Consider the following 25,944-nt stretch of genomic DNA (forward strand, 5'->3'; position numbering starts at 1 on the left):
AAAAGCATGAATCTTCACGAGTATCAGGGTAAGCAGCTGTTCGCTGAATACGGCCTGCCAGTTTCCACTGGTTACGCAGTAGACACCCCGGAAGCAGCAGCAGAAGCTTGCGACAAAATCGGCGGCAGTGAGTGGGTTGTTAAAGCCCAGGTCCACGCTGGTGGTCGCGGTAAAGCGGGCGGCGTTAAGCTGGTTCGCAGCAAAGAAGACGCCAAAGCCTTCGCACAGCAGTGGCTGGGCAAGCGTCTGGTGACTTACCAGACTGACGCCAATGGCCAGCCAGTCACCAAGATCCTGGTTGAATCGTGCACTGATATCGCTAAAGAGCTGTACCTGGGCGCTGTCGTTGACCGTTCGAGCCGTCGCATCGTGTTCATGGCTTCCACCGAAGGTGGCGTGGACATCGAGAAAATCGCTCACGACACTCCAGAAAAAATTCTGAAAGCCACTATCGATCCACTGGTTGGCGCTCAGCCATTCCAGGGTCGCGAGCTGGCATTCCAGCTGGGTCTGGAAGGCAAGCAGGTTGCTCAGTTCGCCAAGATCTTCGTAGGTCTGGCCAAGCTGTTCAAGGATCACGACCTGGCTCTGCTGGAAGTGAACCCGCTGGTGATCAAGGCTGACGGCGATCTGCACTGCCTGGACGCCAAGATCAACATCGACGCCAACGCAATGTACCGTCAGCCTAAGCTGAAGACTTTCCACGATCCGTCGCAAGACGATCCGCGCGAAGCGCACGCTGCCAAGTTCGAACTGAACTACGTAGCACTGGAAGGCAACATCGGCTGCATGGTCAACGGTGCTGGCCTGGCCATGGGTACCATGGACATCGTCAACCTGCATGGCGGCAAGCCAGCCAACTTCCTCGACGTAGGTGGTGGCGCTACCAAAGAACGCGTAACTGAAGCGTTCAAGATCATCCTGTCCGACACCAACGTCGCTGCAGTACTGGTCAACATCTTCGGCGGCATCGTTCGCTGCGACATGATTGCCGAAGGCATCATCGGCGCTGTGAAAGAAGTCGGCGTGAAAATCCCGGTTGTTGTTCGCCTTGAAGGTAACAACGCTGAGCTGGGCGCTAAAGTACTGGCAGAAAGCGGTTTGAACATCATCGCTGCTACCAGCCTGACCGACGCTGCTCAACAAGTTGTCAAAGCTGCGGAGGGCAAATAATGAGCGTCCTGATCAATAAAGACACCAAAGTTATCTGCCAGGGTATTACCGGTTCGCAAGGTAGTTTCCACACCCAGCAAGCCATCGAATACGGCACCAAGATGGTTGGTGGCGTTACTCCTGGCAAAGGCGGCACCGAGCACCTGGGTCTGCCAGTGTTCAACACCGTTAAAGACGCAGTAGAAGCCACTGGCGCTACCGCTTCCGTGATCTACGTTCCGGCTCCTTTCTGCAAAGATTCGATCCTGGAAGCGGCATTCGGCGGCATCAAGCTGATCGTTTGCATCACCGAAGGCATTCCTACCCTGGACATGCTGGACGCTAAAGTTAAGTGCGACGAGCTGGGCGTAGTCCTGATCGGCCCTAACTGCCCAGGCGTTATCACTCCGGGCGAGTGCAAGATCGGCATCATGCCAGGTCACATTCACTTGCCAGGCAAGGTCGGTATCGTTTCGCGTTCCGGCACCCTGACCTACGAAGCTGTCAAGCAGACTACTGACGCCGGTTTCGGTCAGTCGACTTGCGTCGGCATCGGTGGTGACCCGATCCCGGGTTCGAACTTCATCGACATCCTGAAGCTGTTCCAGGAAGACCCGAAGACCGAAGCGATCGTCATGATCGGTGAGATCGGCGGTTCGGCTGAAGAAGAAGCGGCTGCCTACATCAAGGCACACGTGACCAAGCCGGTTGTTTCCTACATCGCTGGTGTGACTGCTCCTCCGGGCAAGCGCATGGGCCATGCTGGCGCAATCATCTCTGGCGGCAAAGGCACTGCAGACGAGAAATTCGCTGCACTGCAAGACGCAGGCGTTAAAACCGTGCGTTCGCTGGCAGACATCGGCAAGGCCCTGGCCGAGCTGACCGGTTGGGCTGTCAAGTAAGCCTCGCGCTTAGCTGACGCTTTACCAAACAAAGGCCACCTTCGGGTGGCCTTTGTCGTTTCTGTAACTTGGAAGATCAAAAGATCGCAGCCTTCGGCAGCTCCTACATCGGAATACTTTCATCCTCATGTAGGAGCTGCCGAGGGCTGCGATCTTTTGATCGTTGCCGTACCAACGAAAAATAGATACGTAAACGCGACACAGAAACGTCGCGTATCGGATAGTTCGCCCTCTAACAGTGCGTTTGCAGGCCAAATTCGTTAGGCTAGCAGCCATTTTTGCGTCTGCCGCCCACAAGGCATGCAACGCGCTTTAAGGGTCAGTCCCATACGGATCGACAGCATTTCCCTAATTACACAGGGCAATCCCCCTCTAAATTCCGATTCAGTAGTGTGGTATTACCTTAATGAAAGTTTTGAAAGGTCAGGACATCCTGGCACTTGGCTTTATGACATTTGCCCTGTTCGTTGGGGCCGGCAACATTATCTTCCCGCCTATCGTTGGCCTGCAGGCCGGACCTCACGTCTGGATGGCTGCGCTGGGTTTTCTGATCACCGCAGTGGGTTTGCCGGTGATCACCGTCGTTGCACTGGCCAAGGTCGGTGGGTCGATGGACGCGCTGAGCAGCCCGATCGGTAAAGTCGCGGGCGGCATTCTTGCGGCTGCGTGCTATCTGGCCGTCGGCCCGCTGTTTGCCACTCCGCGTACCGCCACCGTGTCCTTCGAAGTCGGTTTGGCGCCGTTGACCGGCGAAAGCCCGCTGGCGCTGTTCCTCTACAGCTCGGTGTACTTCCTGCTGGTGTTCTTCATCTCGCTCTACCCGGGCCGTTTGCTGGACACCGTGGGCCGTTTCCTCGCGCCGCTGAAGATCATCGCGCTGGCCGTGCTCGGTATCGCTGCATTCGCCTTGCCGGCGGGTGACGTCGGCCACGGCACGCCGGAATACGTCGCGGCACCGTTCTCCCAGGGCTTCATCAATGGTTACCTGACCATGGATACCCTCGGCGCGCTGGTGTTCGGCATCGTCATCGTCAACGCGATCCGCTCCCGTGGCGTCGAGTCGCCGAAGTTGATCACCCGTTACGCGATCATCGCCGGTTTGATTGCCGGTGTCGGTCTGGCGCTGGTCTACATCAGCCTGTTCCGTCTGGGTTCCGGCAGCCATGAAGTGGCCGTCGGTGCAACCAACGGCGCGGCGGTCTTGCACGCTTACGTGCAACACACCTTCGGTTCGCTGGGCAGCGGTTTCCTCGCGGTACTGATCTCGCTGGCGTGCCTGGTGACGGCAGTAGGTCTGACCTGCGCCTGTGCCGAGTACTTCAGTCGTGTGCTGCCACTGTCGTACAAGACCCTGGTGATCATCCTCGCGGCGTTTTCGCTGCTGGTGTCCAACCTCGGTCTGACCAAGCTGATCGCGTTCTCCATTCCGGTGCTGACTGCTATCTACCCGCCGTGCATCGTGTTGGTGGCGCTGAGCTTCTGCAAAGACTTCTGGCATGAACACGGTCGTATCCTCGGCCCGGTGATGCTGGTGTCGTTCCTGTTCGGCAGCATCGACGCACTGAAAGGCGCTGGTCTGGCTGACTGGATGCCGACGCAGCTGGCGCACCTGCCGCTGAGCGAGCAAGGTCTGGCGTGGCTGGTGCCGTGTGTGATGACTTTGGTGGTTGCAGTGGTTTGCGATCGCCTGCTTGGCAAGCGCAGCGAAGCGGTTGCCTGAGGTTGGCTGACCCGCCATAAGCGGGTCTTCAACGCTTAAACAGAAATGCCCCGTATCAATCGATACGGGGCATTTTTTATGGGCGTCAGGCAGTGTCTTTTTCCCCGATGCAGCGTCGAAGCACTGCACAGCTTTTGGTGGGAGCGGGCTTGCTCGCGAATGCGCCGTGTCATTCAGTATTTAGATATCTGAGAGACCGCTTTCGCGAGCAAGCCCGCTCCCACAATGGGTCCGCATCAACATCACAGGAAAGCGAATGTCGTTCATCCAGGCCAATCTGATCCACTTGCTCGCCGCGTGCTGGTTTGTCATCTGCTGGGGCGGTTATACCCGTTATGCCACGTGGAAGGGCCGCGACACCGCGTGCCTGGCCAGTGTGCTGCACTTGTACCGAGAAGACTGGATGCGCCGCATGCTCTTGCGTGACAACCGCATCGCCGACGCCAGCGTGATCGGCAATCTGGAGCGCAACGCCTCGTTTTTCGCCTCGAGCACGCTGATCATCCTCGCCGGTATTCTCACCGTGCTCGGCGCCTCCGAGCGGGCGGTGTCGTTGCTGGCGGACATCCCGATGGTGCAGCAAGCGTCGCAGGGCATGTCGGAAATCAAATTGCTGTGCCTGGCGATGGTGTTCGTCTACGCCTTCTTTACCTTCAGTTGGTGCATGCGCCAGTACAACTTCGCGGCGGTGCTGGTCGGTTCGGCGCCGATGATCGGCGAGCGTCATGTCTCCGAACAGGAGCGTAAAGCGTTCGCGGCACGGGCGGCGCGGGTAATTTCGATGGCGGCCAACCAGTTCAACTTCGGTCTGCGTTCTTACTACTTCGGCATGACCATGCTCGCGTGGTTCGTCAGCCCGTGGCTGTTCATGTTGTTGAGCACTGGCGTGGTGCTGGTCTTGTACCGTCGCGAGTTTCATTCCGACGTTCTCGACGTAATGGTCTATACCCCTACAGAGGCGCCCATTCCCGAGGCGAACAAAGAGGCCGCTTGATGAGTATTCCGTTCTGGTGTGTGTTTATCAGCGCTTTGCTGATTTATGTGGCGCGTATGCCAGTGGCCAAGGCGATGAAAGAGCAGGGCGGTTACAACAACCACTTGCCGCGCCAACAACAGGCGCAACTGACTGGTTACGGCGCGAGGGCGCTGGCGGCGCATCAGAACAGTATCGAAGCGTTCATGTTATTTGCCGTGGGTGTGTTAATGGCGCACACCACGCAAACGGTAGGATGGCTGATCGATACATTGGCGATCATCTTCGTCATCGCCCGCATCGCCTATTTGTGGTTCTACCTGGCTGATCTGCCAGCGCTGCGTAGCCTGGTCTGGTTCGTTGGCTTAGTGTGTTCGCTGCTGCTGATGATTAGTCCGACTTTTAGAACCCTTTTGCTCTAAGCGCCATTACCATTAAATCCCGGACAAAAGAAAACCCGCACTAGGCGGGTTTTCTTTTTCAGCGGTAAAAAGCAGATTATTGCTTTTTAGCAGCTTCGTCTTGCGCGGCAGCGTTCGATTCAGCCTGAGCTTTGGCAGCTTCGGCGTTTTCTTTCGCAGCGTCGTTCACTTTATCCTGAGCTTTGTTCATGTCTTGCTGAGCTTGTTCAGCATGTTGGTTGGCATCTTGAGCTTTGTCCTCGGATTTTTTATCGCAGGCAGCGAGACCGAGGGAAGCGGTCAACATCAAGGCAATAGCAAAAGTCTTACGCATGGGGTGTTTCTCCTTATGGAAAATAACTACTGGCCTTAAGAGCTTTGCGCTACAGGTTAAGTTCCTCATTTGTTTCAGATATATAAGTTTGTTTTGCCACGGAACTTTTGGCCTGTTGGCTACTACTGGCCAATGGCTTTAACGAGAGTAATTATCATATGGCTGAAAACCCCGTTTTTGAGCGCGCGACGCGATTTCTTTCAGCGTTAAGACACTGTCAGGTACTGGGTTTGCGGGTACATGAAGCCTCCAGCGAAGGGCTTACGGTGATCCTGCCTTACAGCTCACAAATTGTCGGAAATCCGCAGACCGGGGTGATTCACGGCGGGGCAATCACCTCGTTGATGGACACCGCTTGCGGGATGTCGACATTGTGCGTGTTGCCGGAATTCGAAGTCTGCCCGACCCTCGATTTGCGCATCGACTATATGCACGCCGCCGAACCGAACAAAGACGTCTATGGCTTCGCCCAGTGCTACCGGGTGACCACTGACGTGATCTTTGCTCGCGGTTTCGCCTATCAGGACGATCCTGCACAACCCATCGCCCACGTCGTCGGCACTTTTATGCGCATGGGCAAGGGTTTGAAAGGCACCAAAGGCTTCGGCGGCGTGATCAAGGGAGCAGGGCAATGAGCGATGATCTGAAACAGCAACTGCAACTCGCTCACGCTCAAGGTGATTACGCGCCACTGTTGAAGCTGATTCCCTACGCGGGTTTGATCGGCGTCGAATGTTCGCGGGTCGGCGATGAACTGCTGTTCAAGCTGCCAGCGAACAAGGACAACATTGGTAACCCTTTACTGCCCGCGATCCACGGCGGCGTGATTGCCGGATTCATGGAACTGGCTGCGGCGCTGCACTTGTTGATCTTCACCGAAGCGCCAGGCGTGCCGAAGATTATCGATTTTTCCCTCGATTACCTGCGCGCCGGGCAATTTCGCGATACCTGGGCCAAATGTCAGGTGTGCCGGCAGGGGCGTCGCGTCGCCAACGTCGCGATCACGGCGTGGCAAAGCACCGAAGGCGAGCCGATTGCCACCGCTCGCGCGCACTTCAAAATCGATGAGCCCTTGAAATCCTGAACAGCGCCCCAAACTCACAAGACAACCCGCCGCCGACCATTTCGGGTCGCGGCCACTGCCATCTGATTGGAGTTTGATGACCATGAGTGTGGAAACTCAAAAGGAAACCCTGGGCTTCCAGACCGAGGTGAAGCAACTGCTGCACCTCATGATCCATTCGCTGTATTCCAACAAGGAAATTTTCCTTCGCGAATTGATCTCGAACGCCTCTGACGCTGTCGACAAGCTGCGCTTCGAAGCCTTGGCCAAGCCAGAGTTGCTCGAAGGTGGCGCTGATCTGAAAATCCGTGTGAGCTTCGACAAAGACGCCAAGACTGTCACCCTCGAAGACAACGGTATCGGCATGAACCGTGACGATGTGATCACCCACCTGGGTACCATCGCCAAATCGGGCACTGCCGATTTCATGAAAAACCTTTCCGGCGATCAGAAGAAGGATTCGCACCTGATCGGTCAGTTCGGTGTCGGTTTCTACTCCGCGTTCATCGTTGCCGACCAGGTTGACGTTTACTCCCGTCGCGCCGGCACTCCAGCCAGCGAAGGCGTGCACTGGTCGTCGAAAGGCGAGGGCGAGTTCGAAGTTGCGAACATCGACAAGCCAGAGCGCGGCACCCGTATCGTTCTGCACCTCAAAGCTGCTGAAGACGAATTCGCCGATGGCTGGCGTCTGCGCAACATCATCAAGAAGTACTCCGATCACATCGCGCTGCCAATCGAGCTGCCGAAAGAAGTGGCACCTGCTGAAGGTGAAGAAACACCAGCGGCCGAGTGGGAAACCGTCAACCGCGCCAGCGCCCTGTGGACTCGCCCTCGCACTGAAGTGAAGGACGAGGAATACCAGGAGTTCTACAAACACATCGCTCACGACTTTGAAAACCCGCTGGCCTGGAGCCACAACAAAGTCGAAGGCAAGCTTGAGTACAGCTCGCTGTTGTATGTGCCGGCCCGCGCACCGTTCGACCTGTACCAGCGTGAAGCGCCGAAAGGCCTGAAGTTGTACGTGCAACGCGTGTTTGTCATGGATCAGGCCGAGTCGTTCCTGCCGCTGTACCTGCGCTTCATCAAAGGCGTGGTCGATTCCAACGACCTGTCGCTGAACGTGTCGCGTGAGATCCTGCAGAAAGACCCGATCATCGATTCGATGAAAACCGCGCTGACCAAGCGCGTGCTGGACATGCTGGAAAAACTGGCGAAAAACGAGCCTGAGCAGTACAAAGGCTTCTGGAAGAACTTCGGTCAGGTCATGAAAGAAGGCCCGGCAGAAGACTTCGCCAACAAAGAGAAAATTGCCGGTCTGCTGCGTTTCGCATCGACCAACGGCGACGACGGCGAGCAGATCGTCGGTCTGGCTGACTACCTGGCCCGCGCCAAGGAAGGTCAGGACAAGATCTACTACCTCACCGGCGAAACCTACGCGCAGGTCAAGAACAGCCCGCACCTGGAAGTCTTCCGCAAGAAAGGCATCGAAGTGTTGCTGCTGACCGACCGCATCGACGAGTGGCTGATGAGCTACCTCAGCGAATTCGACGGCAAGACGTTTGTCGACGTGGCACGCGGTGACCTCGATCTGGGCAACCTGGACTCGGAAGAGGACAAGAAAGCTGCAGAAGAAGTCGCCAAGTCCAAAGAAGGTCTGGTTGAGCGTCTGAAAACCGCGCTGGGCGATTCCGTGGCGGAAGTCCGGGTATCCCATCGTCTGACCGATTCGCCAGCCATTCTGGCCATCGGCGAGCAGGATCTGGGTCTGCAAATGCGTCAGATCCTCGAAGCCAGCGGGCAGAAAGTGCCTGATTCGAAGCCGATCTTCGAATTCAACCCAAGCCACCCGCTGATCGAGAAACTCGATGGCGAGCAGAGCGAAGAGCGTTTTGGCGACCTGTCGCACATCCTCTTCGATCAGGCAGCCCTGGCTGCCGGCGACAGCTTGAAGGATCCGGCCGCTTATGTGCGCCGTCTGAACAAGCTGCTAGTTGAGCTGTCGGTTTAACCGAGTCGTAGAAAAACCCGCTTCGGCGGGTTTTTTCATTCTGGTGTTTAGCAAATCAGGAGTCAGAAATGAGCCAAGTCACAGTACGTTCCGTGGTCTATCAGATTGACGGCCAGCCTTATGAAGGTCGTCTGGCGTTCGACGCCGAGCACAAAGGCGCGCGTCCGGGTTTGTTGATGGCGCCGAACTGGATGGGCGTCAGCGCGGGCGCGGAAGAAATCGCCAAGTCGGTGGCGGCCAAGGGCTACGTGGTGTTGATTGCTGACGTCTATGGTCAGGCCGTGCGTCCACAGAACGCTGATCAGGCTGGCGCGGCGATGATGCCGTTGAAGGATGACCGTGCGTTGCTGCGCAAGCGAATGCAGGCGGCGTTCGAGCAGTTGCAGAGGCAGGGCGAAGCGGCGGTTGATACCTCGAAACTGGCGGTGTTCGGGTTCTGCTTTGGCGGTTGCTGTGCACTGGATCTGGCGCGCACCGGTGCGCCGGTGAAAGCGGCGGTGTCGTTCCATGGCACGCTCGATTCGCCGAACCCGGCGGATGCGCAGAACATCAAGGGCTCGGTGCTGGTGTTGCACGGTGCTTCTGATCCATTGGTGCCGAAAGAGCAATTGCCGGCGTTTGAAGATGAGATGAACGCGGCGAATGTCGATTGGCAGTTGCTGAGCTACGGCGGTGCGGTGCACTCGTTTACTGACCCGCATGCGAATGTGCCGGGCAAGATGATGTACGACGAGAAAACGGCCAAGCGCGCGTTCAAGTCGATGCATGATTTGCTGGATGAAGTGTTCAAGGGCTGATTTTTCAAGATCAAAAGATCGCAGCCTGCGGCAGCTCCTACACGCGATCAATGTAGGAGCTGCCGCAGGCTGCGATCTTTTGCTTTATCGGCCTGCCGGCAATTCAATCCGCTCAACTTCCCCCGGCACCGTCGGCCAATCCCCGGCCGCCCATTTACGCCGTGCCTCATCGATCGCCGCCGGATCGCTCGCGACAAAATTCCAGTTGATCCGCCGAGGCCCGTCCAGTGGCGCGCCGCCAAACACCACGGCGTGCACATCACTCTCGGCAAACAAACTCATCTCTTCCCCCGCCGGCAACACCACCAACGCATGCGGCTCAATCGCTTCGCCGTTCAACTGCGCATCACCACTCAACACATACACCGCCCGTTCTTCATGCTCGGTCGGGATCAGCAGGGTGGTCGCCGTTTGCATTTGTACTTCGGCATACAACGTAGGAGAAAGCACCGGCACCGGTGATTCCAGGCAAAAGCCTGACCCGGCAATCATGCGAATCTGCACGCCAAGGTTATCGCTGACCGGCAACGTCGCCGCTGGGTGATGGCTGTAATGCCCCGGGCCTTGTTCGTGATCCTTGGGCGAGGCCAGCCAGATCTGCAAGCCGTGCATCGTGAAACTCTGTTCCCACAACGGCTCCGGCGTGCGCTCAACGTGAGCGATTGCGCTGCCGGCGGTCATCCAACTGACATCGCCGGCGCTGACCACCTGGTCGGAGCCGAGGCTGTCCTTGTGCTGGATCTGCCCCTGGAACAAGTAGGTGAGGGTCGACAGACCGATGTGCGGGTGCTGTCGGATGTTCATGCCTTTGCCCGTCGGATAAACCGTTTCGAGCATGTGGTCAAAAAACACGAATGGCCCGACGCTGCGGCATTTGGCTGACGGCAACGGGCGCAGAATCGGCTGGCCTTCGACGTCTTCGGCGCGCGGGCGGATGATCAGAGGTTGCGTGTCCATGGTGCATTCCAGGCTGAGCGGGTGATGCCAGAAGCATAACCCGCCGCTGGCATCAGGAGGATTACTGGCTGTCGAAGCCTTGTGGCGCATGGGTTTCGATGGTGACGTCGCTGGTGGTCATCAGCTTGTGAATCGGGCAGCGGTCGGCGACGCGCAGCAGTTCTTCACGCTGAGTATCGGTGAGCACGCCTTTGAGGGTGAGGGTGACGTGCAGGACGTATTTGCCTTTTTGCTCTTCGCTATTGTCGCGTTTGACGTCGACGCCCACACCGGTCAGCGGGATGTCTTTCTTTTTTGCGTACATTTTCAGGGTCAGGGCTTTGCAGGCGCCCAGCGCGGCGTCGAAATAATCGTGCGGCTCTGGCGCCGTGCCTTCACCGCCGGCGGCAGCCGGGACGTCGGTGAACAATTCGAGATCATCGATTTTTACGGAGTGACGGAAACCTTCGGCAGAGACGGTATTGACGGTGATGGTCATGTGAACCTCGCTATCGGTGGGAAAATGTACTTCGATCAAAAAAGGATCTTGCAGTTATAGAGCATTGTCGCCGCTGAACGTTTCACTTTCCGGCTGGCTGAACCCCGGTGGCTGCGCTGGGGTCTAGTCTGTGCCTACCTGCCGGAGATTACTTGTGTCCTTGTTTCGTTTGAGTCTTGCCAGCCTGTTGCTGATTGCCGGTGCCGCCCATGCGCGGGATTACACCTACAGCGATGCGCACCTGCATTACGTGGATTTTTTCCAGGAAACCGCTGGCATGCCGAAATTGCTGACAGCGATGAAAGACAATTCCGTCGAGCATGTGATGATTTCCGGCATTCCGGTGGCGAAGAAATGGCACGAAGATGAACCGAAACGTCCACGCTATTACGCCGGTGATGACGCCGATGCCTATTGGTACAGCGCCACTGATGTGATCGTCGCCGATGCCGTGCAAAAACTGCCTGCTGAGCAGCGGCCGTACTTTCATCCGTTCCTCTCCGGCTTCAATCCGAACGACAAGAACTCCGCCGCGCACATTCAGCGCATGCTCGATCTGTACCCGGGGCTGTGGCAGGGCATTGGCGAAGTGTTTACCCGCCACGATGACCTGACAGCGCTGACCTCCGGCGACACCCCGCGCGCCAACAATGAGGCGATGACCAAGATCTATCACTTGGCCGCCGAGAACGATTTGCCGGTGATGTTGCACTCGAACATCACCTCCAAGCGTGAGAAAAATCCGCTTTATCTGTCGGAAGTCGAAGAGCCGCTGCGCAACCACCCACACACCCGATTTATCTGGGCGCACGCCGGCACCAGCGCCGAGATTCATCGGCATCAGACGCAGATGGATTTCTTGCTGCCAACGCTGACGCGCATGCTGGAGGCCTATCCGAATCTGTATATCGACCTTTCGTGGAGCATGCTCACCCCGTATCTGCTGGATGAGCAAGGCAAGCCGCGCAAAGAGTGGCTGGCGTTAGTCGAGCGCTACCCGGAACGCTTCATGCTGGGCTCGGACGTCGTAGGTCGATTTAACAAGCTGGGTAAGGAAATGCACAGCTTCAATCCGTTCCTCGACGCATTGCCTACAGAGGTCGCGCATAAAGTCGCGCGGGATAACTTCCTCGCGATCCTGCCGAAAACTTCGCCCAAGTCAGGTATTGATCGCTGAAACGTTATTGCCAAGCGTTCGAAGTATTAAGGCGTTTTGATATCACCATTTCGTCTTACGCAAATTCGCAAAGGGCCGATACCTTCTAAAGCAACCAGCTGCAGGGTTGATGCAGCGCTTTTGGAAGGAACCAGAGCAATGAGTATCCGTAGTCTCAATATTGCCCCGCGCGCTGGCCTGGGTTTTGGCCTGTTGGCGCTGATGGTGTTTGCCCTTGGGGCGTTCGCCCTGCTGCAAATGGCGAACATGCGTGCGCAATCCGACGAGGTCGATAACAACTGGCTGCCCAGTGTGATGGCGGTCGGCGAGATGAGTCAGGACATGTTGCGCCTGCGTGCGCTGACCATGCGCCTGCTGCTCAATCGCGATCCGCAGGCGCTTGAGCAGAACGTCGCCAAGCTCAATGAGCTGCGCGGCGTGCTCAGCGAAGCCCAGCAAACCTATGACGTTTTGATCGTTCTACCTGAGGAGCGCGTGTTGTTTGATCGCTTCAAGGTAGCCGAACACAAATACCTGGAATATCAGGCGCAGGTGATGCAGCTGTCCGCGCAGAACCGCGTGGAAGAGGCGGCGAGCATTCTCAACGGCCAGATGAGTCCATTGGCCGATGAAATCGCAGTCATTCTGCGCGAGCTGGTCGAGCTGAATAAGCACAACGCCAATCTCGCCACCGAGGCCGCTCGGCTGGTGTTCACCAATTCGCGGGTGTGGGTCGGGGTGATGATCGGCATTACCGCGCTGATCACCATCGGTCTCGCGGTGATGCTGACACGCAGCATCGTGCTGCCGCTGGCGCAATCGCTTGGAGTGGCGGAAGTGGTCGCTGCTGGCGACCTGACCGGCGACATCACTGTCAGCGGCAAGGATGAACCGGCGCGGCTGCTGCAAGCGTTGCAAAGCATGCAGCACAACTTGCGCGACACGATCCGGCGAATTTCCGAATCCTCCAGCCAACTCGCCTCGGCCTCGGAAGAGCTGAGCTGCGTCACGGAAGACGCTACTCGCGGGTTGCATCAGCAGAGTCTGGAAATCGAACAGGCGGCGACGGCGGTGAATCAGATGACGGCAGCGGTTGAGGAGGTTGCCAGCAATGCGGTGGCGACGTCCGAAGCTTCGCGTGAATCGGATCGCATTGCTCAGCATGGGCGTGAACAGGTGCAGCAGACCGTGTCGTCGATTGAGTTTCTCGCTGAAGACGTGACCAACAATGCCACGCAGGTCGAGAATCTGGCGGACAAGGTGCATGGCATCAGCAAGGTGCTGGACGTGATTCGCTCGATTGCCGAGCAGACCAATTTGCTCGCGCTGAACGCCGCGATTGAAGCAGCGCGGGCCGGTGATGCCGGGCGAGGGTTTGCGGTGGTGGCGGATGAAGTACGCGCACTGGCGCATCGCACGCAGCAATCGACGCACGAGATCGAGCAGATGATCAGCGGGATTCAGCAGGGCACCGATTCGGCGGTTAATTCGATGCACCAGAGTAATGTCCGGGCGCGTTCGACACTGGAGCTGGCGAAAGCTGCCGGAGTGGCGCTGGAGGAGATTGCCTCGGCGTTTACGCTGATCAACGAACGCAATCTGGTCATCGCCAGTGCGTCGGAGGAGCAGGCGGCGGTGGCGCGGGAGGTGGATCGTAATCTGATGAATATCCGTGATCTGGCGATGCAGACGTCGGCAGGGGCGAATCAGACGAGTGCGGCGAGTCAGGAGTTGTCGCGGTTGGCGGTGGATTTGAACAGCATGGTGGCGAAGTTTTCTGTCTGAAATTACCCCTGTAGGAGTTGTCGAGTGAAACGAGGCTGCGATCTTTTGATGTTGATTTTTTAAGATCAGGATCAAAAGATCGCAGCGTGCCGCAGCTCCTACAGAGGCGCAAGTTGCCAGCAAAAAAAAGCCCCGCATCTCGCGGGGCTCTTTCATCGTGCGTCGAATCAGCTGCCTTTAACGGCTTTGCCGTTGACCGTGCCGTCGAGGAGCATGATGTTGTACTCCTTGCCGTCGGTTTCAACCTGTTGCAGGCGAACCAGCAGGTAATCCCAATCCTTGGCGAACCACAGGACGGTGATGCGCTTGCTTTGTGTCGGATCGCGAACGCGCTCGACCTTGATCGCGTCGATCTGGCCAGCCTTGGTTTCGACTTTCTCCGAACCCAGCACGCGGAAGTCGTAGGTATCGACCTCGCCATCATCAACCACCTGATAGCTCATGCTTTTCTTGCCGGTAGCCACGTCGTGCTGCAGCGCCAGTTGGTAGGTGGATTTGTCGACCATGCCACGGTTCAGCGGAATCTTCACGGCGTCGCCGCGATCAGTGCCGGTCACCAGTTTATTGGCCCAGTCGAAGTCCAGGTCAGCCTTTTTCGCTTTGCCCAGACCGCCACGTTCGAAGTGGTAGGACTGTGGCAGCAAGGTGTCCTTGTCCAGGGTCAGGGTGCTTTCTTCGCTCAGGCTGGCGATCATCATCGATGCCTTGAAGCTGAGTTTCCAGACGCCGTTGGCTTCCTTGGTCAGGCTGCGCGAGGCGGTGCCGCTCATCGGCAGCTGTTTCCAGTCGGCGGTATAGCTGGCGGAGAACGGTTGAAGGTCTGCTGCCTGTGCGAAGGGCAGGGCAAACAAGGCGCAAGCGAGAAGCAGGGCGCGACGCATAAAATCTCCTAGTGTCGAATCAAGTGGCCGCTGGCCGCGAGTAACTGGCCATCCAGTAAAGCACCGTCCGTACCGAGGGCCAGCCGGCCTTCAGCAAACCAGCGTATGGCCATCGGGTAGATCAGGTGTTCCTGAACGTGAACCCGCTGCGCCAGACTCTGCGGCGAATCGTGCAACTCTACCGGTATTACTGCCTGTACGACCAGTGGTCCGCCATCGAGTTCCTCGGTGACGAAGTGCACGGAGCAGCCGTGCTCCGTGTCGCCGGCTTCCAGCGCGCGCTGATGAGTGTGTAACCCTTTGTATTTGGGTAGCAGCGACGGATGGATGTTGAGCAGGCGCCCTTGATAATGGCGAACGAAATCAGCGCTGAGAATGCGCATGAAACCGGCCAGTACCACGAGTTTGGGTTGGAATTCGTCGATCAGTTTGATCAGTGCAGCATCGAAGGCCTCGCGACCTTCGAATGCCTTGTGATCCAGCGAGCGGGTAGCGATACCCGCGTCACTGGCGCGTTGCAGGCCGTACGTGTCGGCGCGGTTGGAAATCACCGCAGCGATGCGAACCGGGCTGTCGCCGGCTCGCGTGCTGTCGATCAAAGCCTGCAAGTTACTGCCGGTGCCGGACAACAGCACCACGACATCACAGGGTGCGGACATTAATGAGCCTTAAGGTTCTGCAGATCAACCTGAGCTGCGCCTTCGGCGGCAGCAGCGATCTGACCGATCACCCAAGGCTGCTCGCCAGCGTCACGCAGGGTGTTCAAGGCGACTTCAACGTGCTCCTGAGCCACACAGATGACCATGCCGACGCCGCAGTTCAGCACGCGGTGCATCTCGGTTTCGTCAACGTTGCCTTGCTCTTGCAGCCAGTCGAACACGGCCGGGCGAGTCCAGCTGGCGACGTCAACAACAGCCTGAGCGCCTTTTGGCAGAACGCGCGGGATGTTGTCGAGCAGGCCGCCACCGGTGATGTGGGCCATGGCTTTGACGGCGCCGGTGTCTTTGATCAGCTTGAGCAGCGGCTTCACGTAGATACGGGTCGGGGCCATCAGCAGGTCGGTCAGCGGTTTGCCGTCGAGCTGGATGTTTTCGATGTCGGCGCCAGATACTTCGATGATCTTGCGGATCAGCGAGTAGCCGTTCGAGTGCGGGCCGGACGATGGCAGCGCGATCAGCGCGTCACCGGTGGCGACTTTCGAACCGTCGATGATTTCAGCTTTTTCCACGACGCCGACGCAGAAGCCGGCCAGATCGTAGTCTTCGCCTTCGTACATGCCTGGCATTTCAGCGGTTTCGCCGCCAACCAGCGAGCAACCCGACAGTTCGCAGCCAGCGCCGATGCCGGTCACCACTTGGGTCGCGGTCTCGACATTGAGTTTGCCGGTGGCGTAGTAGTCGAGGAAGAACAGTGGCTCAGCGCCGCACACCACCAGGTCGTTGACGCACATGGCGACCAGGTCGATGCCGATGCTGTCGTGCTTGTTCAGGTTCAGTGCCAGGCGCAGCTTGGTGCCGACGCCGTCGGTGCCGGAAACCAGCACTGGCTGCTTGTAGCCGGCCGGGATTTCGCAGAGGGCGCCGAAACCGCCCAGGCCGCCCATGACTTCCGGGCGCGCAGTGCGCTTGGCGACGCTCTTGATGCGTTCGACCAATGCTTCACCGGCGTCGATGTCTACACCGGCGTCCTTGTAGCTCAGGGAGGGTTGCTTGCTCATGATCCAGGCCTTTAGGGGAGGGGATTCAGGGGTAACGACCGAGTTCAGCGGGAACATCGAAATCGAGGGGGCGAGTGCCTCACGCGAGTTTCGAGGGGCCCGGCTGTTGCCGGTCTGCGAAGGCGCGCGATTTTATCAGGCTTGAGGGGCAGCGGCCATCCTCGCACCGACGGGCAGGGCCATTATCTCGGGAAATTTTTTGCAATTAAGGCGTATCACTGCCTGTATAAGGTGTGGCAATTAACCGTCTATCGTTATCACTACGTAAAAACTTACCGCCGCCGTGTGAATGTTTTGCGAGGGTCAAGGGTCACAGCCTTGCTTAACCGGTTCACGCGGCCTGTTCCAGCCGCTCCTGTCGACGGGAATTTTCCATGCTTTTTCGTAAATTGTTGGTTGTGGGTTGTTTGTCTGTGGTCAGCCTGGCGAGTCATGCCGAAAACCTCAAAGGTCTCTATCAAGTCAGTCAGCCGGTCACCAGTCAGGCGCCGGAGGAGCGTGATCGCGCCACTCAGGCAGCGCTGGACACGTTGGTGTTGCGCCTGACCGGTGACCCGAAAGCTGCGCAAAATCCCGGGCTGGCGGATATTCGCAAGAATCCGCAGCAGATCATCACTCAGTTCGGCTTCGACGCCGGGCCGCCGGAGGTGCTCAAGGTCAACTTCGATCCGAACGCTACCGAGCAGGCCTTGCGCCGCGCCGGGCTGTCGATGTGGGGCGCCAGTCGGCCGTCGATCCTGAGCTGGTGGCTGAACGAATCAGCGGACGGCACGTATCTGGTGGGTGATGGTCAATCGACCGCCGGGCCGTTGCGTGTGGCGGCTCAGCATCGTGGTTTGCCGCTGCGTTTGCCGTTGGCGGATCTGAGTGAACAACTGGTCGCGACTGCGCCGGCGCTGGAAGGTACGGATCCGGGGCCGTTGCGCGGGGTTTCCGAACGTTACAACGCCGATGCCTTGCTGGCCGTGCATGCGCGCGAAGAAGGCGGGCAGTGGCAGGCGAAATGGCATTTGTGGCTGGGCGATCAGAAAGAGGCCGGCACGGTGCAGGGCGCCGATCAGGCTGCTGTGGCCGATGCGGTGATGCTGGCGGTGGCTGAGCGCCTGGCGCCACGGTTTGTTGCCAAACCGGGTGCGTCGGGCCAGCAGACCCTGGAAGTGCAAGGCATGAATCTTGAGCATTATGCGGCGCTGTTGCGGTTACTCGAACCGTTCGGCGTGCGTCTGCAGAGTGTCGATGGCGATCGCATCGTCTATCGGGTCAATGGCAGTGCCGACCAGATGCGCGCGCAGTTGTCGCTGGCGAAGTTGCAAGAATTGCCGGCCGAGGCGCCTGCACCGGTCGCGCCGCCGCAGCCTGCGGTGGCAGGTGCAGCACCGGTCGCGGCTCCGGCCCCGACACCGGCAGCACCGTCGTTACGGTTTCGCTGGTAAGTCTTTCCTTATATAGAAGCAGGAGTGGTTCATGGCCGATACGCGGCGTTGGTTCTGGCTCGGTGGGGTTGTCCTGCTTTGCGCGTTTGTATGGTTGCTGCACCCGATCCTCACGCCGTTTCTGGTGGCGCTGCTGCTCGCGTATCTGTTCGATCCGCTGGTGGATCGCCTGGAGAAGCTCGGGCTGTCGCGTACGTGGGGCGTGATCGCGGTGTTTGCTTTGTTCACCCTGATCGTCACCACGCTGTTGCTGGTGCTGGTACCGATGCTCGCCAAGCAGTTGCTGCGTTTGTACGAACTGGCGCCGCAAATGCTCGACTGGCTGCAACACACGGCGCTGCCGTGGGCGCAGGCGAAGCTTGGGCTGTCGGACGGTTTCTGGAAGTTCGACAAGGTCAAAGCGGCCATCAGCGAACACATGGGCCAGACCACCGACATCGTCAGTGTGGTGCTGAGTCAGGCCACGGCGTCGAGTCTGGCGTTGATCGGCCTGCTGGCGAATCTGGTGCTGATCCCGGTGGTGAGTTTCTACTTGCTGCGCGACTGGGACGTGATGATGGCCAAGATCCGCAGCCTGCTACCGCGTGATCGCGAAGAGCGCGTGGTAGCGCTGGCCGGCGAATGCCATGAGGTTCTGGGTGCGTTTGTGCGTGGTCAGTTACTGGTGATGCTGGCGCTGGGCGTGATCTATGCGGCGGGCCTGATGATCGTCGGCCTGGAGCTGGGGCTGTTGATCGGCCTGATCGCGGGTCTGGCGGCGATCGTGCCTTATATGGGCTTCGTGATTGGTATCGGTGCGGCGCTGATTGCCGGGTTGTTCCAGTTTGGTGGCGATTTGTACCCGATGGTCGGCATCGTTGCGGTGTTCATGGTCGGTCAGGCGCTGGAAGGCATGGTGCTGACACCGTTGCTGGTCGGCGACCGCATCGGCCTGCACCCGGTGGCGGTGATCTTCGCGATTCTGGCCGGTGGCGAGCTGTTTGGTTTTACCGGTGTGCTGCTGGCGCTGCCGGTGGCAGCGGTGATCATGGTCTTGGTGCGCCATATGCACGATTTGTATAAAGACTCTGATATGTACAGCGGAGTGGATGAGCCGGAGTTGTAATCACGACGGACAGCCCGGCGGTGCGCCGGGTTGGCCCGTGTCATGCAGGTGATTGCGTCAGAGAAACTGTCATAAAACCAGTGTGTTAACGCAAACCTTTGATTTTGCTTGGGGTCTGCTGCATTGTGCGCTCCGCCTCACGGGTATAAACTTCGCAAACTTTACACAGAGGCCACTAACGGTTCCTTGAGAACTGTTCAGTCAGCATGAAACCGATTCAGCTGCCCCTAGGTGTGCGTCTGCGTGACGACGCCACCTTTATCAACTACTACCCAGGCGCCAATGCCGCTGCACTCGGCTATGTCGAGCGCCTATGCGAAGCCGACGCCGGCTGGACCGAAAGCCTGATTTATCTTTGGGGCAAGCACGGGGTAGGGCGTACGCATCTGTTGCAGGCTGCGTGTTTGCGCTTCGAACAGATGGGCGAACCGGCGGTGTACCTGCCGTTGGCCGAGTTGATGGATCGCGGTGTGGAAATCCTCGACAACCTTGAACAGTACGAACTGGTTTGCCTGGATGATTTGCAGGTGATTGCCGGCAAGGCTGACTGGGAAGAGGCGATGTTTCACCTGTTCAACCGCTTGCGTGACAGCGGTCGACGGTTGTTGATTGCGGCGGCAACCTCGCCGCGTGAATTGCCGGTCAAACTGGCCGACCTCAAATCGCGCCTGACGCTGGCGCTGATTTTCCAGATGCGCCCCCTCTCCGATGAAGACAAGTTGCGTGCCCTGCAATTGCGCGCATCGCGTCGCGGTCTGCACCTGACCGATGAAGTCGGGCATTTCATTCTGACTCGCGGTACTCGCAGCATGAGCGCGTTGTTTGATCTGCTCGAACAGCTCGATCAGGCCTCGCTGCAAGCTCAGCGCAAGCTGACAATTCCCTTCCTTAAAGAAACCCTCGGTTGGTAGCCAGCCCTGTGTCTCTGCGGCTTTGAGCAGGTTTCGGCATATTTCAGGCGTCAGAAAAAGCGCTTTCCTGCACCGGGTGCAGGCCGCGTAACGAGTGAAACGGGCTTAAGCGCTTAGATGTAAACGAGAAACCGAGAAGTCACAAAAAGATCGATTGAATTTGCAAATGAGGTTGATAGCGGGCATAGTCTCGGCTTCTTTACAACTATCAGCCACGGTCGTGCCCATGCTAAAGCGCTTCGCACCCCTCGTGCCTCTCGCACTCGTCACCCTGTTGTACGGTTGCGCTGCTCATTCTCCAGTTCAAGAGCAGCCTCAACAGGTTAAAAATTCTTCCACTGCTCAGTCTTCTGTTATTTATCAGGAAGAGCTGGCTACCGAAAAAGAACTCGCAGACTTCAGCGGCAGCAAGCCGTATGAATTGCCGGTTCTGGCCGACAGCATTCTCGAACGCGGCATGTCCCTGATCGGTACCCGTTACCGTTTCGGCGGTACCTCTGAAGCCGGTTTCGACTGCAGCGGTTTCATCGGTTACCTGTTCCGCGAAGAAGCCGGCATGAATCTGCCGCGCTCCACCCGCGAAATGATCAACGTAGACGCACCACTGGTCTCGCGTAGCGATCTGGAACCGGGCGATCTGCTGTTCTTCGCCACCAATGGTCGTCGCGGTCGTGTCAGTCACGCCGGGATCTACCTGGGCGACAACCAGTTCATTCACTCCAGCAGTCGTCGTAGCGGCGGTGTTCGCATCGACAACCTCGGTGACAGCTACTGGAGCAAGACCTTCATCGAAGCCAAGCGTGCACTCGCCATGGCCCCGACCGTGGTCACCGCTCGCAAGTAATCCCCCCGTTGTCGCCGCGTTCGCGGCGACAAAACGGTTCCCGGCAAGGGAGTAGACCTATACTTTACAAGGTGAAGTTAAAGTCTTACTTGAAGTTTGCCGCGTAGCCGCTAGAATCCTGAATCTATATTGATGGCAAACCGCCTGCGTGCGTACGCAGGCGGTTTTGTTTTCTGCCCATTCGGCAGAATTAGCCGCAGCCAGATCAGGATGTTCTGCTTATGACCACGTCGGCCCGCCTCGTTTTGATCGCCTTCGCAGCGCTGCTCAGCGCTTGCGCCAGTCGCACACCGCCGCCTGCGCCGGTGGTTCGCGCCCCGATCGTGTTCGCCCCCTCAGAATCTTTTTCGCCTGCTGCTGAAGACGTGCTGTTCCGCGCGCTCGGCCTCGTTGGCACGCCTTATCGCTGGGGCGGCAATACGCCGGATTCGGGATTTGATTGCAGTGGCCTGATCGGCTTTGTTTACCGCGACGCGGCGGGTATCAACCTGCCACGCACCACGCGCGACCTGATCGTGATGCAGGCACCGAATGTCGGTAAGGAAGGCTTGCAGACCGGCGACCTGATCTTCTTCGCCACCAATGGTGGTTCGCAGGTCAGTCATGCGGGGATTTACGTTGGTGAAGGGCGCTTCGTGCATGCGCCGGCCACGGGTGGGACGGTGAAGCTGGACAGCCTGTCGAAGGCGTATTGGCAGAAGGCTTATCTGAGCGCGAAGCGGGTGTTGCAGCCGGAGCATCTGGCGCGTAACCCGTAATAAAGACAACGCAAAACCCAATGTGGGAGCGAGCTTGCTCGCGAAAGCGGTGTGTCATTCAGTTCAATATTCACTGATCCGACGCTTTCGCGAGCAAGCCCGCTCCCACTTTTGTTATGTGTACGGCGCTAAGTTATTTGGTAGAAGACACTCGCCAAACCTTGTTGCCAACATCATCCGCCACCAGCAATCCACCTTGCTGATCAATCACCACGCCCACCGGGCGACCCAGCGCGTTCTCATCTTTGTCGAGAAAACCGGTCAACACATCCACCGGCGTTCCACTCGGCTTACCGCCGGTAAACGGCACAAAGATCACTTTATAGCCACTGTGCGGTTTACGGTTCCACGAGCCGTGCTGGCCGATAAACGCGCCTTCCTTGAACTGCGCCGGCAAGGTGTTGCCTTCGGCGAAGGTCAGACCCAAAGACGCCGTGTGCGGGCCAACCGCGTAATCCGGGGCGATGGCTTTGGCCACCAGATCCAGATTCTGCGGATTCACCCGCACATCGACATGCTGGCCGTAATAACTGAACGGCCAGCCATAGAAACCGCCGTCCTTCACCGAGGTGATGTAGTCCGGCACCAGATCGCTACCGATCTCGTCACGCTCATTCACCGCCGTCCACAACGCGCCGCTGGTAGGCTCCCACGCCAGGCCATTGGGGTTGCGGATGCCTGAAGCGAAGATCCGGTGATTGCCGGTCGCGCGATCCACTTCCCAGATCGCCGCGCGGCCTTCTTCTTGATCCAGACCATTTTCGCCGACGTTGCTGTTCGAGCCGACGGTGACGTACAGCTTGCTGCCGTCCTTGCTGGCAATAACATTTTTCGTCCAGTGATGGTTCAGCGTGCCGCCGGGCAAATCCGTCACTTTGATCGGCTGCGTTTTGATCTCGGTCGCGCCGGGTTCGTAGTTAAAGCGCAACAGGCGATCGGTGTCCGCAACATAGAGGTCATTGCCAACCAGTGTCATGCCAAACGGCGAATTGAGGTTCTGCAAAAACACCGTGCGCGTTTCGGCGACGCCATCGTGGTCAGCGTCGCGCAGCAAAGTGATGCGATTCGGGCTCGGTACGCCGGCGCCGGCCTTGCCCATGACTTTCTTCATCACCCAGCCTTTGATGCCTTTGCTGTCGTCCGGTTTCGGCGGGGCGTTGGTTTCTGCCACCAGCACATCACCGTTGGGCAGCACGTACATCCAGCGCGGATGATCGAGGCCTTCGGCAAACGCTGCGACTTGCGTACCGGCCGCCGCTGTCGGTTTGCCACCTTCGGGCCAGCCAATCGCCGGGGCGATGTTCACGGTGGGGATCAGGGTTTTGTTCGGTTCGGGCAGTTTCGGCGAAGGGCCGGTGCCGTCGGAGACTTGCAGGCTGGAGGTTTCACCACACGCGGCGAGCCCTCCGGCCAGAGCGATGACAAAAACGAGCTGGGGCTTGCGCATGACTGATCTTCCCTATGAATGCGTTCTTAATCATAGAGGAGGGCGCAAGCCCGATGGTTCAACCTCAGCCGCGAGCCTCTTTGAACAGCACGGCGATGCCGGGGTGATAATTGCCGGCCTCGCTGCGCAATTTGCGGTAGGCGTAGGGGAAATACCAGGCGACCGCGCAGGTATGTTCCTTTTGCAAGTCGTCGACCATGTCCTGCAGTTCTTCGGGGCTGGCACTCTGCTGGGCTTTTTGCGGGGCGACGAACAGGCAGCCGAGCTTGAGGTCGCTGGCGAAGCTGATGCGTTTGGCATCGCTGGTGATGTCGAGAAGTGCTTGCGTCAGATTGAGGTTGTTCACTCGCGGCCAGCGCTGCGTGGCCTGAAGGTAAGCGCGGTCTTCTGGCCCTACGATGAACAGATCGGCGCGGGCATTGCGCTCGCCGTCTTCGTTTTGCTTGCGCGTGGCGGTGTCGTTGAGGGTGACCAGTTCGGCCATCCACGCCGCCGCGGTCAGTAAGCCGAGATTGGCTTTCTCGTCATGCCAGTACGGCGTGTCGCTGTCGCCGCGCACGGCGTTGTAACGGTCGATACAGTCAAACCAGCGTTCAAGCATCGGGCGCAGGAATTCCAGGCGCGGGTTGCTGATGATCATGCCTTGCATCGTCATCATCCTTATTCTTGTGAGTTGCTTTTATGGAAAAGCATGGCTCTTTGATATCATTTGTAACAGCCTTGCACAAGATTGCCGCCCGATAATTGATCAGCGGCAGATAATCGTCCGTCAGCCCCCTCTTTAATTGACGCTCCACCCCCAACCCTCTAACCTTCGCGGCTTGTTTCAGGTGCTCTGTGACCCGCGTCGACAGAGTGAAACAGGGAAGCCGGTGAGGGTTGTCTTCATGCGAAGAACGATCACGATCCCGGCGCTGCCCCCGCAACGGTAAATGAGTAAAAGCTGCGCCATGAGCCACTGCCTCGACAGAAGCGGGAAGGCGCGCAGCCAGGCCAATGCCGCTCATGAGCCCGGAGACCGGCCTGATCCATCCAGCGGCATCACGGTGGGCGATGCCAGGCTTTTTGCCGTCTATTCTTGTGCCTGCCCGCCGTTATCCAGCCTCAACGGAGAGCTCCCCCATGACTGATTCCCCCGAGCGCGACGAACGCCATCTGGCGCGTATGCAGCGCAAAAAAGCCGTGATCGACGAACGCATCGCCAACTCCCCCGACGAGTGCGGCCTGGTGCTGGTGCTGACCGGCAATGGCAAAGGCAAAAGCAGCTCGGCGTTCGGCATGCTCGCCCGCGCCATGGGCCACGGCATGCAGTGCGGCGTGGTGCAGTTCATCAAGGGCCGCAACAGCACCGGCGAAGAATTGTTTTTCCGCCGCTTCCCCGAACAAGCGCGCTTCCACGTGATGGGCGAGGGCTTCACCTGGGAAACCCAGGATCGTCAGCGCGACATCGCCGCCGCCGAAGCTGCGTGGGCCGTGTCCCGCGAACTGCTGCGCGATCCGTCGATCGGTCTGGTGGTGCTTGATGAACTGAACATCGCCCTCAAACACGGCTACCTCGATCTCGACCAGGTGCTCAGCGACTTGCAGGCACGTCCGCCGATGCAGCACGTGATCGTCACCGGTCGTGCGGCCAAGCCGGAAATGATCGAAATGGGCGACACGGTCACCGAAATGGGCATGCTCAAACACGCCTTCCAGGCCGGCATCAAAGCGCAGAAAGGCGTCGAACTTTGAATCAACCACGTCACTGCCCGGCGGTACTCATCGCCGCGCCGGCCTCCGGTCAGGGCAAGACCACCGTCACCGCCGCGCTCGCCCGTTTGCATCGCAATCAGGGGCGCAAGGTGCGCGTGTTCAAATGCGGCCCGGACTTTCTCGACCCGATGATCCTCGAACGCGCCAGCGGTGCGCCGGTGTATCAACTGGACATGTGGATGGTCGGCGAGCAGGAAAGTCGTCGGCTGTTGTGGGAAGCCGCCGCCGAGGCGGATCTGATTTTGATCGAAGGCGTGATGGGGCTGTTTGACGGCACGCCCTCCAGCGCCGATCTGGCGCGGCATTTTGGTGTGCCGGTGCTCGGCGTGATCGACGGCACAGCGATGGCGCAGACCTTTGGTGCGCTGGCGCTGGGCTTGGCCAAGTATCAGCCGGATCTGCCGTTTGCTGGCGTGTTGGCTAATCGTGTCGGCACCTTGCGCCATGCGCAGTTGCTCGAAGGCAGTCTCACTGAAGGTTTGCGTTGGTACGGCGCGTTGTCGCGCGAGACCGGTATCGAACTGCCGAGTCGGCATCTTGGTCTGGTGCAGGCCAGCGAATTGAATGACCTCGATGTGCGTCTCGACGCCGCCGCCGAAGCGCTGGCTAGCAGCTGCGAGGTAGCGCTGCCACCGGCCGTGGAATTTGCCGCGCCTGATGTAATTGCTGTCGAGCCGCTGCTGAAAAATTTGCGCATTGCCGTCGCCCGTGATGAAGCGTTTGCCTTCACTTATGGCGCGAGTCTCGATCTATTGCGTGCGATGGGCGCCGAGTTGAGCTTCTTCTCGCCGATCCGCGATACGCAATTGCCTGAGGCGGATAGCGTGTATCTACCGGGTGGTTATCCGGAATTGCATCACGTCGCGCTGTCGCAGAACACCGCGATAGTTGCGGCGATCCGTGCGCATCATGCGGCGGGGAAACCGTTGCTCGCTGAGTGTGGCGGGATGTTGTATTTGCTCGATTCGTTGACTGATGTTGAAGGCACACGCGCGGAATTGGTCGGGCTGCTCAAGGGCGATGCGGTGATGCAAAAGCGTCTGGCCGCGTTGGCGTTGCAAGCGGTCGATCTGCCGGAAGGCTCGTTGCGTGGGCACACGTATCATCATTCGTTGACCACGACTGAACTGACGCCGATTGCCCGGGGGTTGAGCCCCAATGGTGGGCGTGGGGCTGAGGCGGTATATCGAGAGGGGCGGATGACGGCTTCTTATGTGCACTTTTATTTTCCGTCGAATCCGACTGCGATTGCCGCATTGTTTGTGCCAGATCGTGAGGCCGCCTTCGCGAGCAAGCCCGCTCCCCCAGGGGATCGCGTTTCTTGAGCAAGCACCCCGTCCAATGTGGGAGCGAGCTTGCTCGCGAAG

26 protein-coding genes and 1 riboswitch are annotated in these 25,944 nt (G+C 58.5%); of the genes, 18 read left to right on the forward strand and 8 right to left on the reverse strand.

The window, feature by feature from the left end; genetic code table 11:
* The first annotated feature begins 6 nt into the window (after positions 1-6).
* The 5 genes from sucC (at position 7) to KFS80_RS06220 (ending at position 5,169) form a co-directional block, all read left to right on the forward strand.
* The gene (sucC, locus tag KFS80_RS06200) at positions 7-1,173 is read left to right on the forward strand and encodes an ADP-forming succinate--CoA ligase subunit beta (RefSeq protein WP_007919879.1); all 1,167 of its coding nucleotides are present in this window, start codon (positions 7-9) and stop codon (positions 1,171-1,173) included.
* On the forward strand, positions 1,173-2,054 hold the full coding sequence (sucD, locus tag KFS80_RS06205) for a succinate--CoA ligase subunit alpha (RefSeq protein ID WP_008082972.1): 882 nt from the start codon (positions 1,173-1,175) through the stop codon (positions 2,052-2,054). Before sucC ends, sucD begins: the two co-directional genes overlap by 1 nt.
* Before the next feature lie 406 nt (positions 2,055-2,460).
* A complete protein-coding gene (gene brnQ, locus KFS80_RS06210) occupies positions 2,461-3,774 on the forward strand; it encodes a branched-chain amino acid transport system II carrier protein (protein ID WP_159815063.1) in 1,314 nt (437 codons plus the stop codon).
* Positions 3,775-4,030: 256 nt separating this feature from the next.
* On the forward strand, positions 4,031-4,768 hold the full coding sequence (locus KFS80_RS06215; protein ID WP_159815062.1) for a DUF599 domain-containing protein: 738 nt from the start codon (positions 4,031-4,033) through the stop codon (positions 4,766-4,768).
* Positions 4,768-5,169 carry an MAPEG family protein gene (locus tag KFS80_RS06220; RefSeq protein WP_212544253.1) on the forward strand — a complete coding sequence of 134 codons (402 nt, stop codon included), beginning with the start codon at positions 4,768-4,770 and terminating at the stop codon, positions 5,167-5,169. Before KFS80_RS06215 ends, KFS80_RS06220 begins: the two co-directional genes overlap by 1 nt.
* Before the next feature lie 76 nt (positions 5,170-5,245).
* Here the strand turns inward: KFS80_RS06220 and KFS80_RS06225 are convergent, their stop codons facing one another.
* Positions 5,246-5,482 (reverse strand): hypothetical protein, encoded by a 237-nt coding sequence (locus tag KFS80_RS06225; protein ID WP_053118505.1) that lies wholly within the window; start codon positions 5,480-5,482, stop codon positions 5,246-5,248.
* 158 nt (positions 5,483-5,640) lie between these two features.
* Between KFS80_RS06225 and KFS80_RS06230 the strand changes: the two genes are divergently transcribed.
* The 4 genes from KFS80_RS06230 (at position 5,641) to KFS80_RS06245 (ending at position 9,350) form a co-directional block, all read left to right on the forward strand.
* A complete protein-coding gene (locus KFS80_RS06230; protein ID WP_212544254.1) occupies positions 5,641-6,117 on the forward strand; it encodes a PaaI family thioesterase in 477 nt (158 codons plus the stop codon).
* Positions 6,114-6,566, forward strand: a complete 453-nt coding sequence (locus KFS80_RS06235) for a PaaI family thioesterase (RefSeq protein WP_053118509.1) — start codon at positions 6,114-6,116, stop codon at positions 6,564-6,566. Before KFS80_RS06230 ends, KFS80_RS06235 begins: the two co-directional genes overlap by 4 nt.
* Positions 6,567-6,648: 82 nt before the next feature.
* Positions 6,649-8,553 (forward strand): molecular chaperone HtpG, encoded by a 1,905-nt coding sequence (htpG, locus tag KFS80_RS06240; RefSeq protein WP_053118568.1) that lies wholly within the window; start codon positions 6,649-6,651, stop codon positions 8,551-8,553.
* Positions 8,554-8,621: 68 nt separating this feature from the next.
* Positions 8,622-9,350 (forward strand): dienelactone hydrolase family protein, encoded by a 729-nt coding sequence (locus KFS80_RS06245; RefSeq protein WP_212544256.1) that lies wholly within the window; start codon positions 8,622-8,624, stop codon positions 9,348-9,350.
* Positions 9,351-9,434: 84 nt separating this feature from the next.
* Here the strand turns inward: KFS80_RS06245 and KFS80_RS06250 are convergent, their stop codons facing one another.
* Together KFS80_RS06250 and KFS80_RS06255 are read right to left on the reverse strand one after the other, a co-directional pair.
* A complete protein-coding gene (locus KFS80_RS06250; protein WP_212544258.1) occupies positions 9,435-10,307 on the reverse strand; it encodes a pirin family protein in 873 nt (290 codons plus the stop codon).
* Positions 10,308-10,368: 61 nt separating this feature from the next.
* A complete protein-coding gene (locus KFS80_RS06255; RefSeq protein ID WP_212544259.1) occupies positions 10,369-10,785 on the reverse strand; it encodes an OsmC family protein in 417 nt (138 codons plus the stop codon).
* Between the two features lie 130 nt (positions 10,786-10,915).
* On the opposite strand from KFS80_RS06255, the gene KFS80_RS06260 reads away from it, so the two are divergent.
* Positions 10,916-11,962 carry an amidohydrolase family protein gene (locus tag KFS80_RS06260; protein WP_420851022.1) on the forward strand — a complete coding sequence of 349 codons (1,047 nt, stop codon included), beginning with the start codon at positions 10,916-10,918 and terminating at the stop codon, positions 11,960-11,962.
* Positions 11,963-12,100: 138 nt separating this feature from the next.
* Positions 12,101-13,726, forward strand: a complete 1,626-nt coding sequence (locus KFS80_RS06265) for a methyl-accepting chemotaxis protein (protein WP_212544262.1) — start codon at positions 12,101-12,103, stop codon at positions 13,724-13,726.
* A 167-nt stretch (positions 13,727-13,893) separates the two neighbouring features.
* On the opposite strand, the gene KFS80_RS06270 is transcribed toward KFS80_RS06265, so the two are convergent.
* From KFS80_RS06270 to purM, 3 genes are read right to left on the reverse strand one after another with little or no spacing between them, the layout of a single operon-like run.
* Positions 13,894-14,607, reverse strand: a complete 714-nt coding sequence (locus KFS80_RS06270; RefSeq protein WP_212544263.1) for a DUF3108 domain-containing protein — start codon at positions 14,605-14,607, stop codon at positions 13,894-13,896.
* A gap of 8 nt (positions 14,608-14,615) precedes the next feature.
* The gene (gene purN / locus KFS80_RS06275; RefSeq protein ID WP_212544264.1) at positions 14,616-15,266 is read right to left on the reverse strand and encodes a phosphoribosylglycinamide formyltransferase; all 651 of its coding nucleotides are present in this window, start codon (positions 15,264-15,266) and stop codon (positions 14,616-14,618) included.
* Positions 15,266-16,324: a phosphoribosylformylglycinamidine cyclo-ligase gene (gene purM, locus KFS80_RS06280; RefSeq protein ID WP_053118528.1), complete on the reverse strand. Its 1,059-nt coding sequence runs from the start codon at positions 16,322-16,324 to the stop codon at positions 15,266-15,268. Before purM ends, purN begins: the two co-directional genes overlap by 1 nt.
* A 374-nt stretch (positions 16,325-16,698) precedes the next feature.
* Here purM and KFS80_RS06285 point away from each other — a divergent pair, with 374 nt between their 5' ends.
* The 5 genes from KFS80_RS06285 to KFS80_RS06305 all read left to right on the forward strand — a co-directional run bounded on the left by KFS80_RS06285 (position 16,699) and on the right by KFS80_RS06305 (position 21,375).
* Complete coding sequence (locus tag KFS80_RS06285) at positions 16,699-17,757, forward strand: DUF2066 domain-containing protein (protein ID WP_212544265.1); 1,059 nt, start codon at positions 16,699-16,701, stop codon at positions 17,755-17,757.
* Between the two features lie 31 nt (positions 17,758-17,788).
* Positions 17,789-18,862: an AI-2E family transporter gene (locus KFS80_RS06290; protein ID WP_053118532.1), complete on the forward strand. Its 1,074-nt coding sequence runs from the start codon at positions 17,789-17,791 to the stop codon at positions 18,860-18,862.
* A gap of 206 nt (positions 18,863-19,068) precedes the next feature.
* The gene (gene hda, locus KFS80_RS06295; protein ID WP_034156234.1) at positions 19,069-19,773 is read left to right on the forward strand and encodes a DnaA regulatory inactivator Hda; all 705 of its coding nucleotides are present in this window, start codon (positions 19,069-19,071) and stop codon (positions 19,771-19,773) included.
* A gap of 226 nt (positions 19,774-19,999) precedes the next feature.
* Complete coding sequence (locus tag KFS80_RS06300; protein WP_053118534.1) at positions 20,000-20,617, forward strand: C40 family peptidase; 618 nt, start codon at positions 20,000-20,002, stop codon at positions 20,615-20,617.
* Positions 20,618-20,838: 221 nt separating this feature from the next.
* Positions 20,839-21,375 (forward strand): C40 family peptidase, encoded by a 537-nt coding sequence (locus KFS80_RS06305; RefSeq protein WP_053118536.1) that lies wholly within the window; start codon positions 20,839-20,841, stop codon positions 21,373-21,375.
* A gap of 133 nt (positions 21,376-21,508) precedes the next feature.
* Here KFS80_RS06305 and KFS80_RS06310 read toward each other — a convergent pair whose 3' ends face one another.
* On the reverse strand, positions 21,509-22,822 hold the full coding sequence (locus KFS80_RS06310; protein ID WP_212544266.1) for a PQQ-dependent sugar dehydrogenase: 1,314 nt from the start codon (positions 22,820-22,822) through the stop codon (positions 21,509-21,511).
* A 64-nt stretch (positions 22,823-22,886) separates the two neighbouring features.
* Positions 22,887-23,471: a hypothetical protein gene (locus KFS80_RS06315; RefSeq protein ID WP_212544267.1), complete on the reverse strand. Its 585-nt coding sequence runs from the start codon at positions 23,469-23,471 to the stop codon at positions 22,887-22,889.
* 162 nt (positions 23,472-23,633) lie between these two features.
* Positions 23,634-23,863: riboswitch (cobalamin riboswitch) on the forward strand.
* An 81-nt stretch (positions 23,864-23,944) separates the two neighbouring features.
* Here KFS80_RS06315 and cobO point away from each other — a divergent pair.
* The gene (gene cobO / locus KFS80_RS06320; protein ID WP_212544268.1) at positions 23,945-24,556 is read left to right on the forward strand and encodes a cob(I)yrinic acid a,c-diamide adenosyltransferase; all 612 of its coding nucleotides are present in this window, start codon (positions 23,945-23,947) and stop codon (positions 24,554-24,556) included.
* Positions 24,553-25,902, forward strand: coding sequence for a cobyrinic acid a,c-diamide synthase CobB (locus KFS80_RS06325; RefSeq protein ID WP_212544269.1), 1,350 nt, complete (start codon positions 24,553-24,555; stop codon positions 25,900-25,902). The genes cobO and KFS80_RS06325 overlap by 4 nt, the downstream gene beginning before the upstream one ends.
* Positions 25,903-25,944 lie beyond the last annotated feature (42 nt).

Source organism: Pseudomonas rustica (genome assembly GCF_018336155.1).
Taxonomy (GTDB): Bacteria; Pseudomonadota; Gammaproteobacteria; order Pseudomonadales; family Pseudomonadaceae; genus Aquipseudomonas; species Aquipseudomonas rustica.

Bases quoted from the DNA above. Each gene is read 5' to 3' on its own strand.
- cobO (WP_212544268.1), top strand. From the start codon at position 23,945: ATGACTGATTCCCCCGAGCGCGACGAACGCCATCTGGCGCGTATGCAG.
- brnQ (WP_159815063.1), top strand. From the start codon at position 2,461: ATGAAAGTTTTGAAAGGTCAGGACATCCTGGCACTTGGCTTTATGACA.
- purM (WP_053118528.1), bottom strand. From the start codon at position 16,324: ATGAGCAAGCAACCCTCCCTGAGCTACAAGGACGCCGGTGTAGACATC.
- KFS80_RS06300 (WP_053118534.1), top strand. From the start codon at position 20,000: ATGCTAAAGCGCTTCGCACCCCTCGTGCCTCTCGCACTCGTCACCCTG.
- KFS80_RS06315 (WP_212544267.1), bottom strand. From the start codon at position 23,471: ATGCAAGGCATGATCATCAGCAACCCGCGCCTGGAATTCCTGCGCCCG.
- KFS80_RS06245 (WP_212544256.1), top strand. From the start codon at position 8,622: ATGAGCCAAGTCACAGTACGTTCCGTGGTCTATCAGATTGACGGCCAG.
- KFS80_RS06310 (WP_212544266.1), bottom strand. From the start codon at position 22,822: ATGCGCAAGCCCCAGCTCGTTTTTGTCATCGCTCTGGCCGGAGGGCTC.
- sucC (WP_007919879.1), top strand. From the start codon at position 7: ATGAATCTTCACGAGTATCAGGGTAAGCAGCTGTTCGCTGAATACGGC.
- KFS80_RS06215 (WP_159815062.1), top strand. From the start codon at position 4,031: ATGTCGTTCATCCAGGCCAATCTGATCCACTTGCTCGCCGCGTGCTGG.
- KFS80_RS06255 (WP_212544259.1), bottom strand. From the start codon at position 10,785: ATGACCATCACCGTCAATACCGTCTCTGCCGAAGGTTTCCGTCACTCC.
- hda (WP_034156234.1), top strand. From the start codon at position 19,069: ATGAAACCGATTCAGCTGCCCCTAGGTGTGCGTCTGCGTGACGACGCC.
- KFS80_RS06220 (WP_212544253.1), top strand. From the start codon at position 4,768: ATGAGTATTCCGTTCTGGTGTGTGTTTATCAGCGCTTTGCTGATTTAT.
- KFS80_RS06235 (WP_053118509.1), top strand. From the start codon at position 6,114: ATGAGCGATGATCTGAAACAGCAACTGCAACTCGCTCACGCTCAAGGT.
- KFS80_RS06250 (WP_212544258.1), bottom strand. From the start codon at position 10,307: ATGGACACGCAACCTCTGATCATCCGCCCGCGCGCCGAAGACGTCGAA.
- sucD (WP_008082972.1), top strand. From the start codon at position 1,173: ATGAGCGTCCTGATCAATAAAGACACCAAAGTTATCTGCCAGGGTATT.
- KFS80_RS06305 (WP_053118536.1), top strand. From the start codon at position 20,839: ATGACCACGTCGGCCCGCCTCGTTTTGATCGCCTTCGCAGCGCTGCTC.
- htpG (WP_053118568.1), top strand. From the start codon at position 6,649: ATGAGTGTGGAAACTCAAAAGGAAACCCTGGGCTTCCAGACCGAGGTG.
- KFS80_RS06230 (WP_212544254.1), top strand. From the start codon at position 5,641: ATGGCTGAAAACCCCGTTTTTGAGCGCGCGACGCGATTTCTTTCAGCG.
- KFS80_RS06225 (WP_053118505.1), bottom strand. From the start codon at position 5,482: ATGCGTAAGACTTTTGCTATTGCCTTGATGTTGACCGCTTCCCTCGGT.
- KFS80_RS06265 (WP_212544262.1), top strand. From the start codon at position 12,101: ATGAGTATCCGTAGTCTCAATATTGCCCCGCGCGCTGGCCTGGGTTTT.
- KFS80_RS06290 (WP_053118532.1), top strand. From the start codon at position 17,789: ATGGCCGATACGCGGCGTTGGTTCTGGCTCGGTGGGGTTGTCCTGCTT.
- purN (WP_212544264.1), bottom strand. From the start codon at position 15,266: ATGTCCGCACCCTGTGATGTCGTGGTGCTGTTGTCCGGCACCGGCAGT.
- KFS80_RS06285 (WP_212544265.1), top strand. From the start codon at position 16,699: ATGCTTTTTCGTAAATTGTTGGTTGTGGGTTGTTTGTCTGTGGTCAGC.
- KFS80_RS06270 (WP_212544263.1), bottom strand. From the start codon at position 14,607: ATGCGTCGCGCCCTGCTTCTCGCTTGCGCCTTGTTTGCCCTGCCCTTC.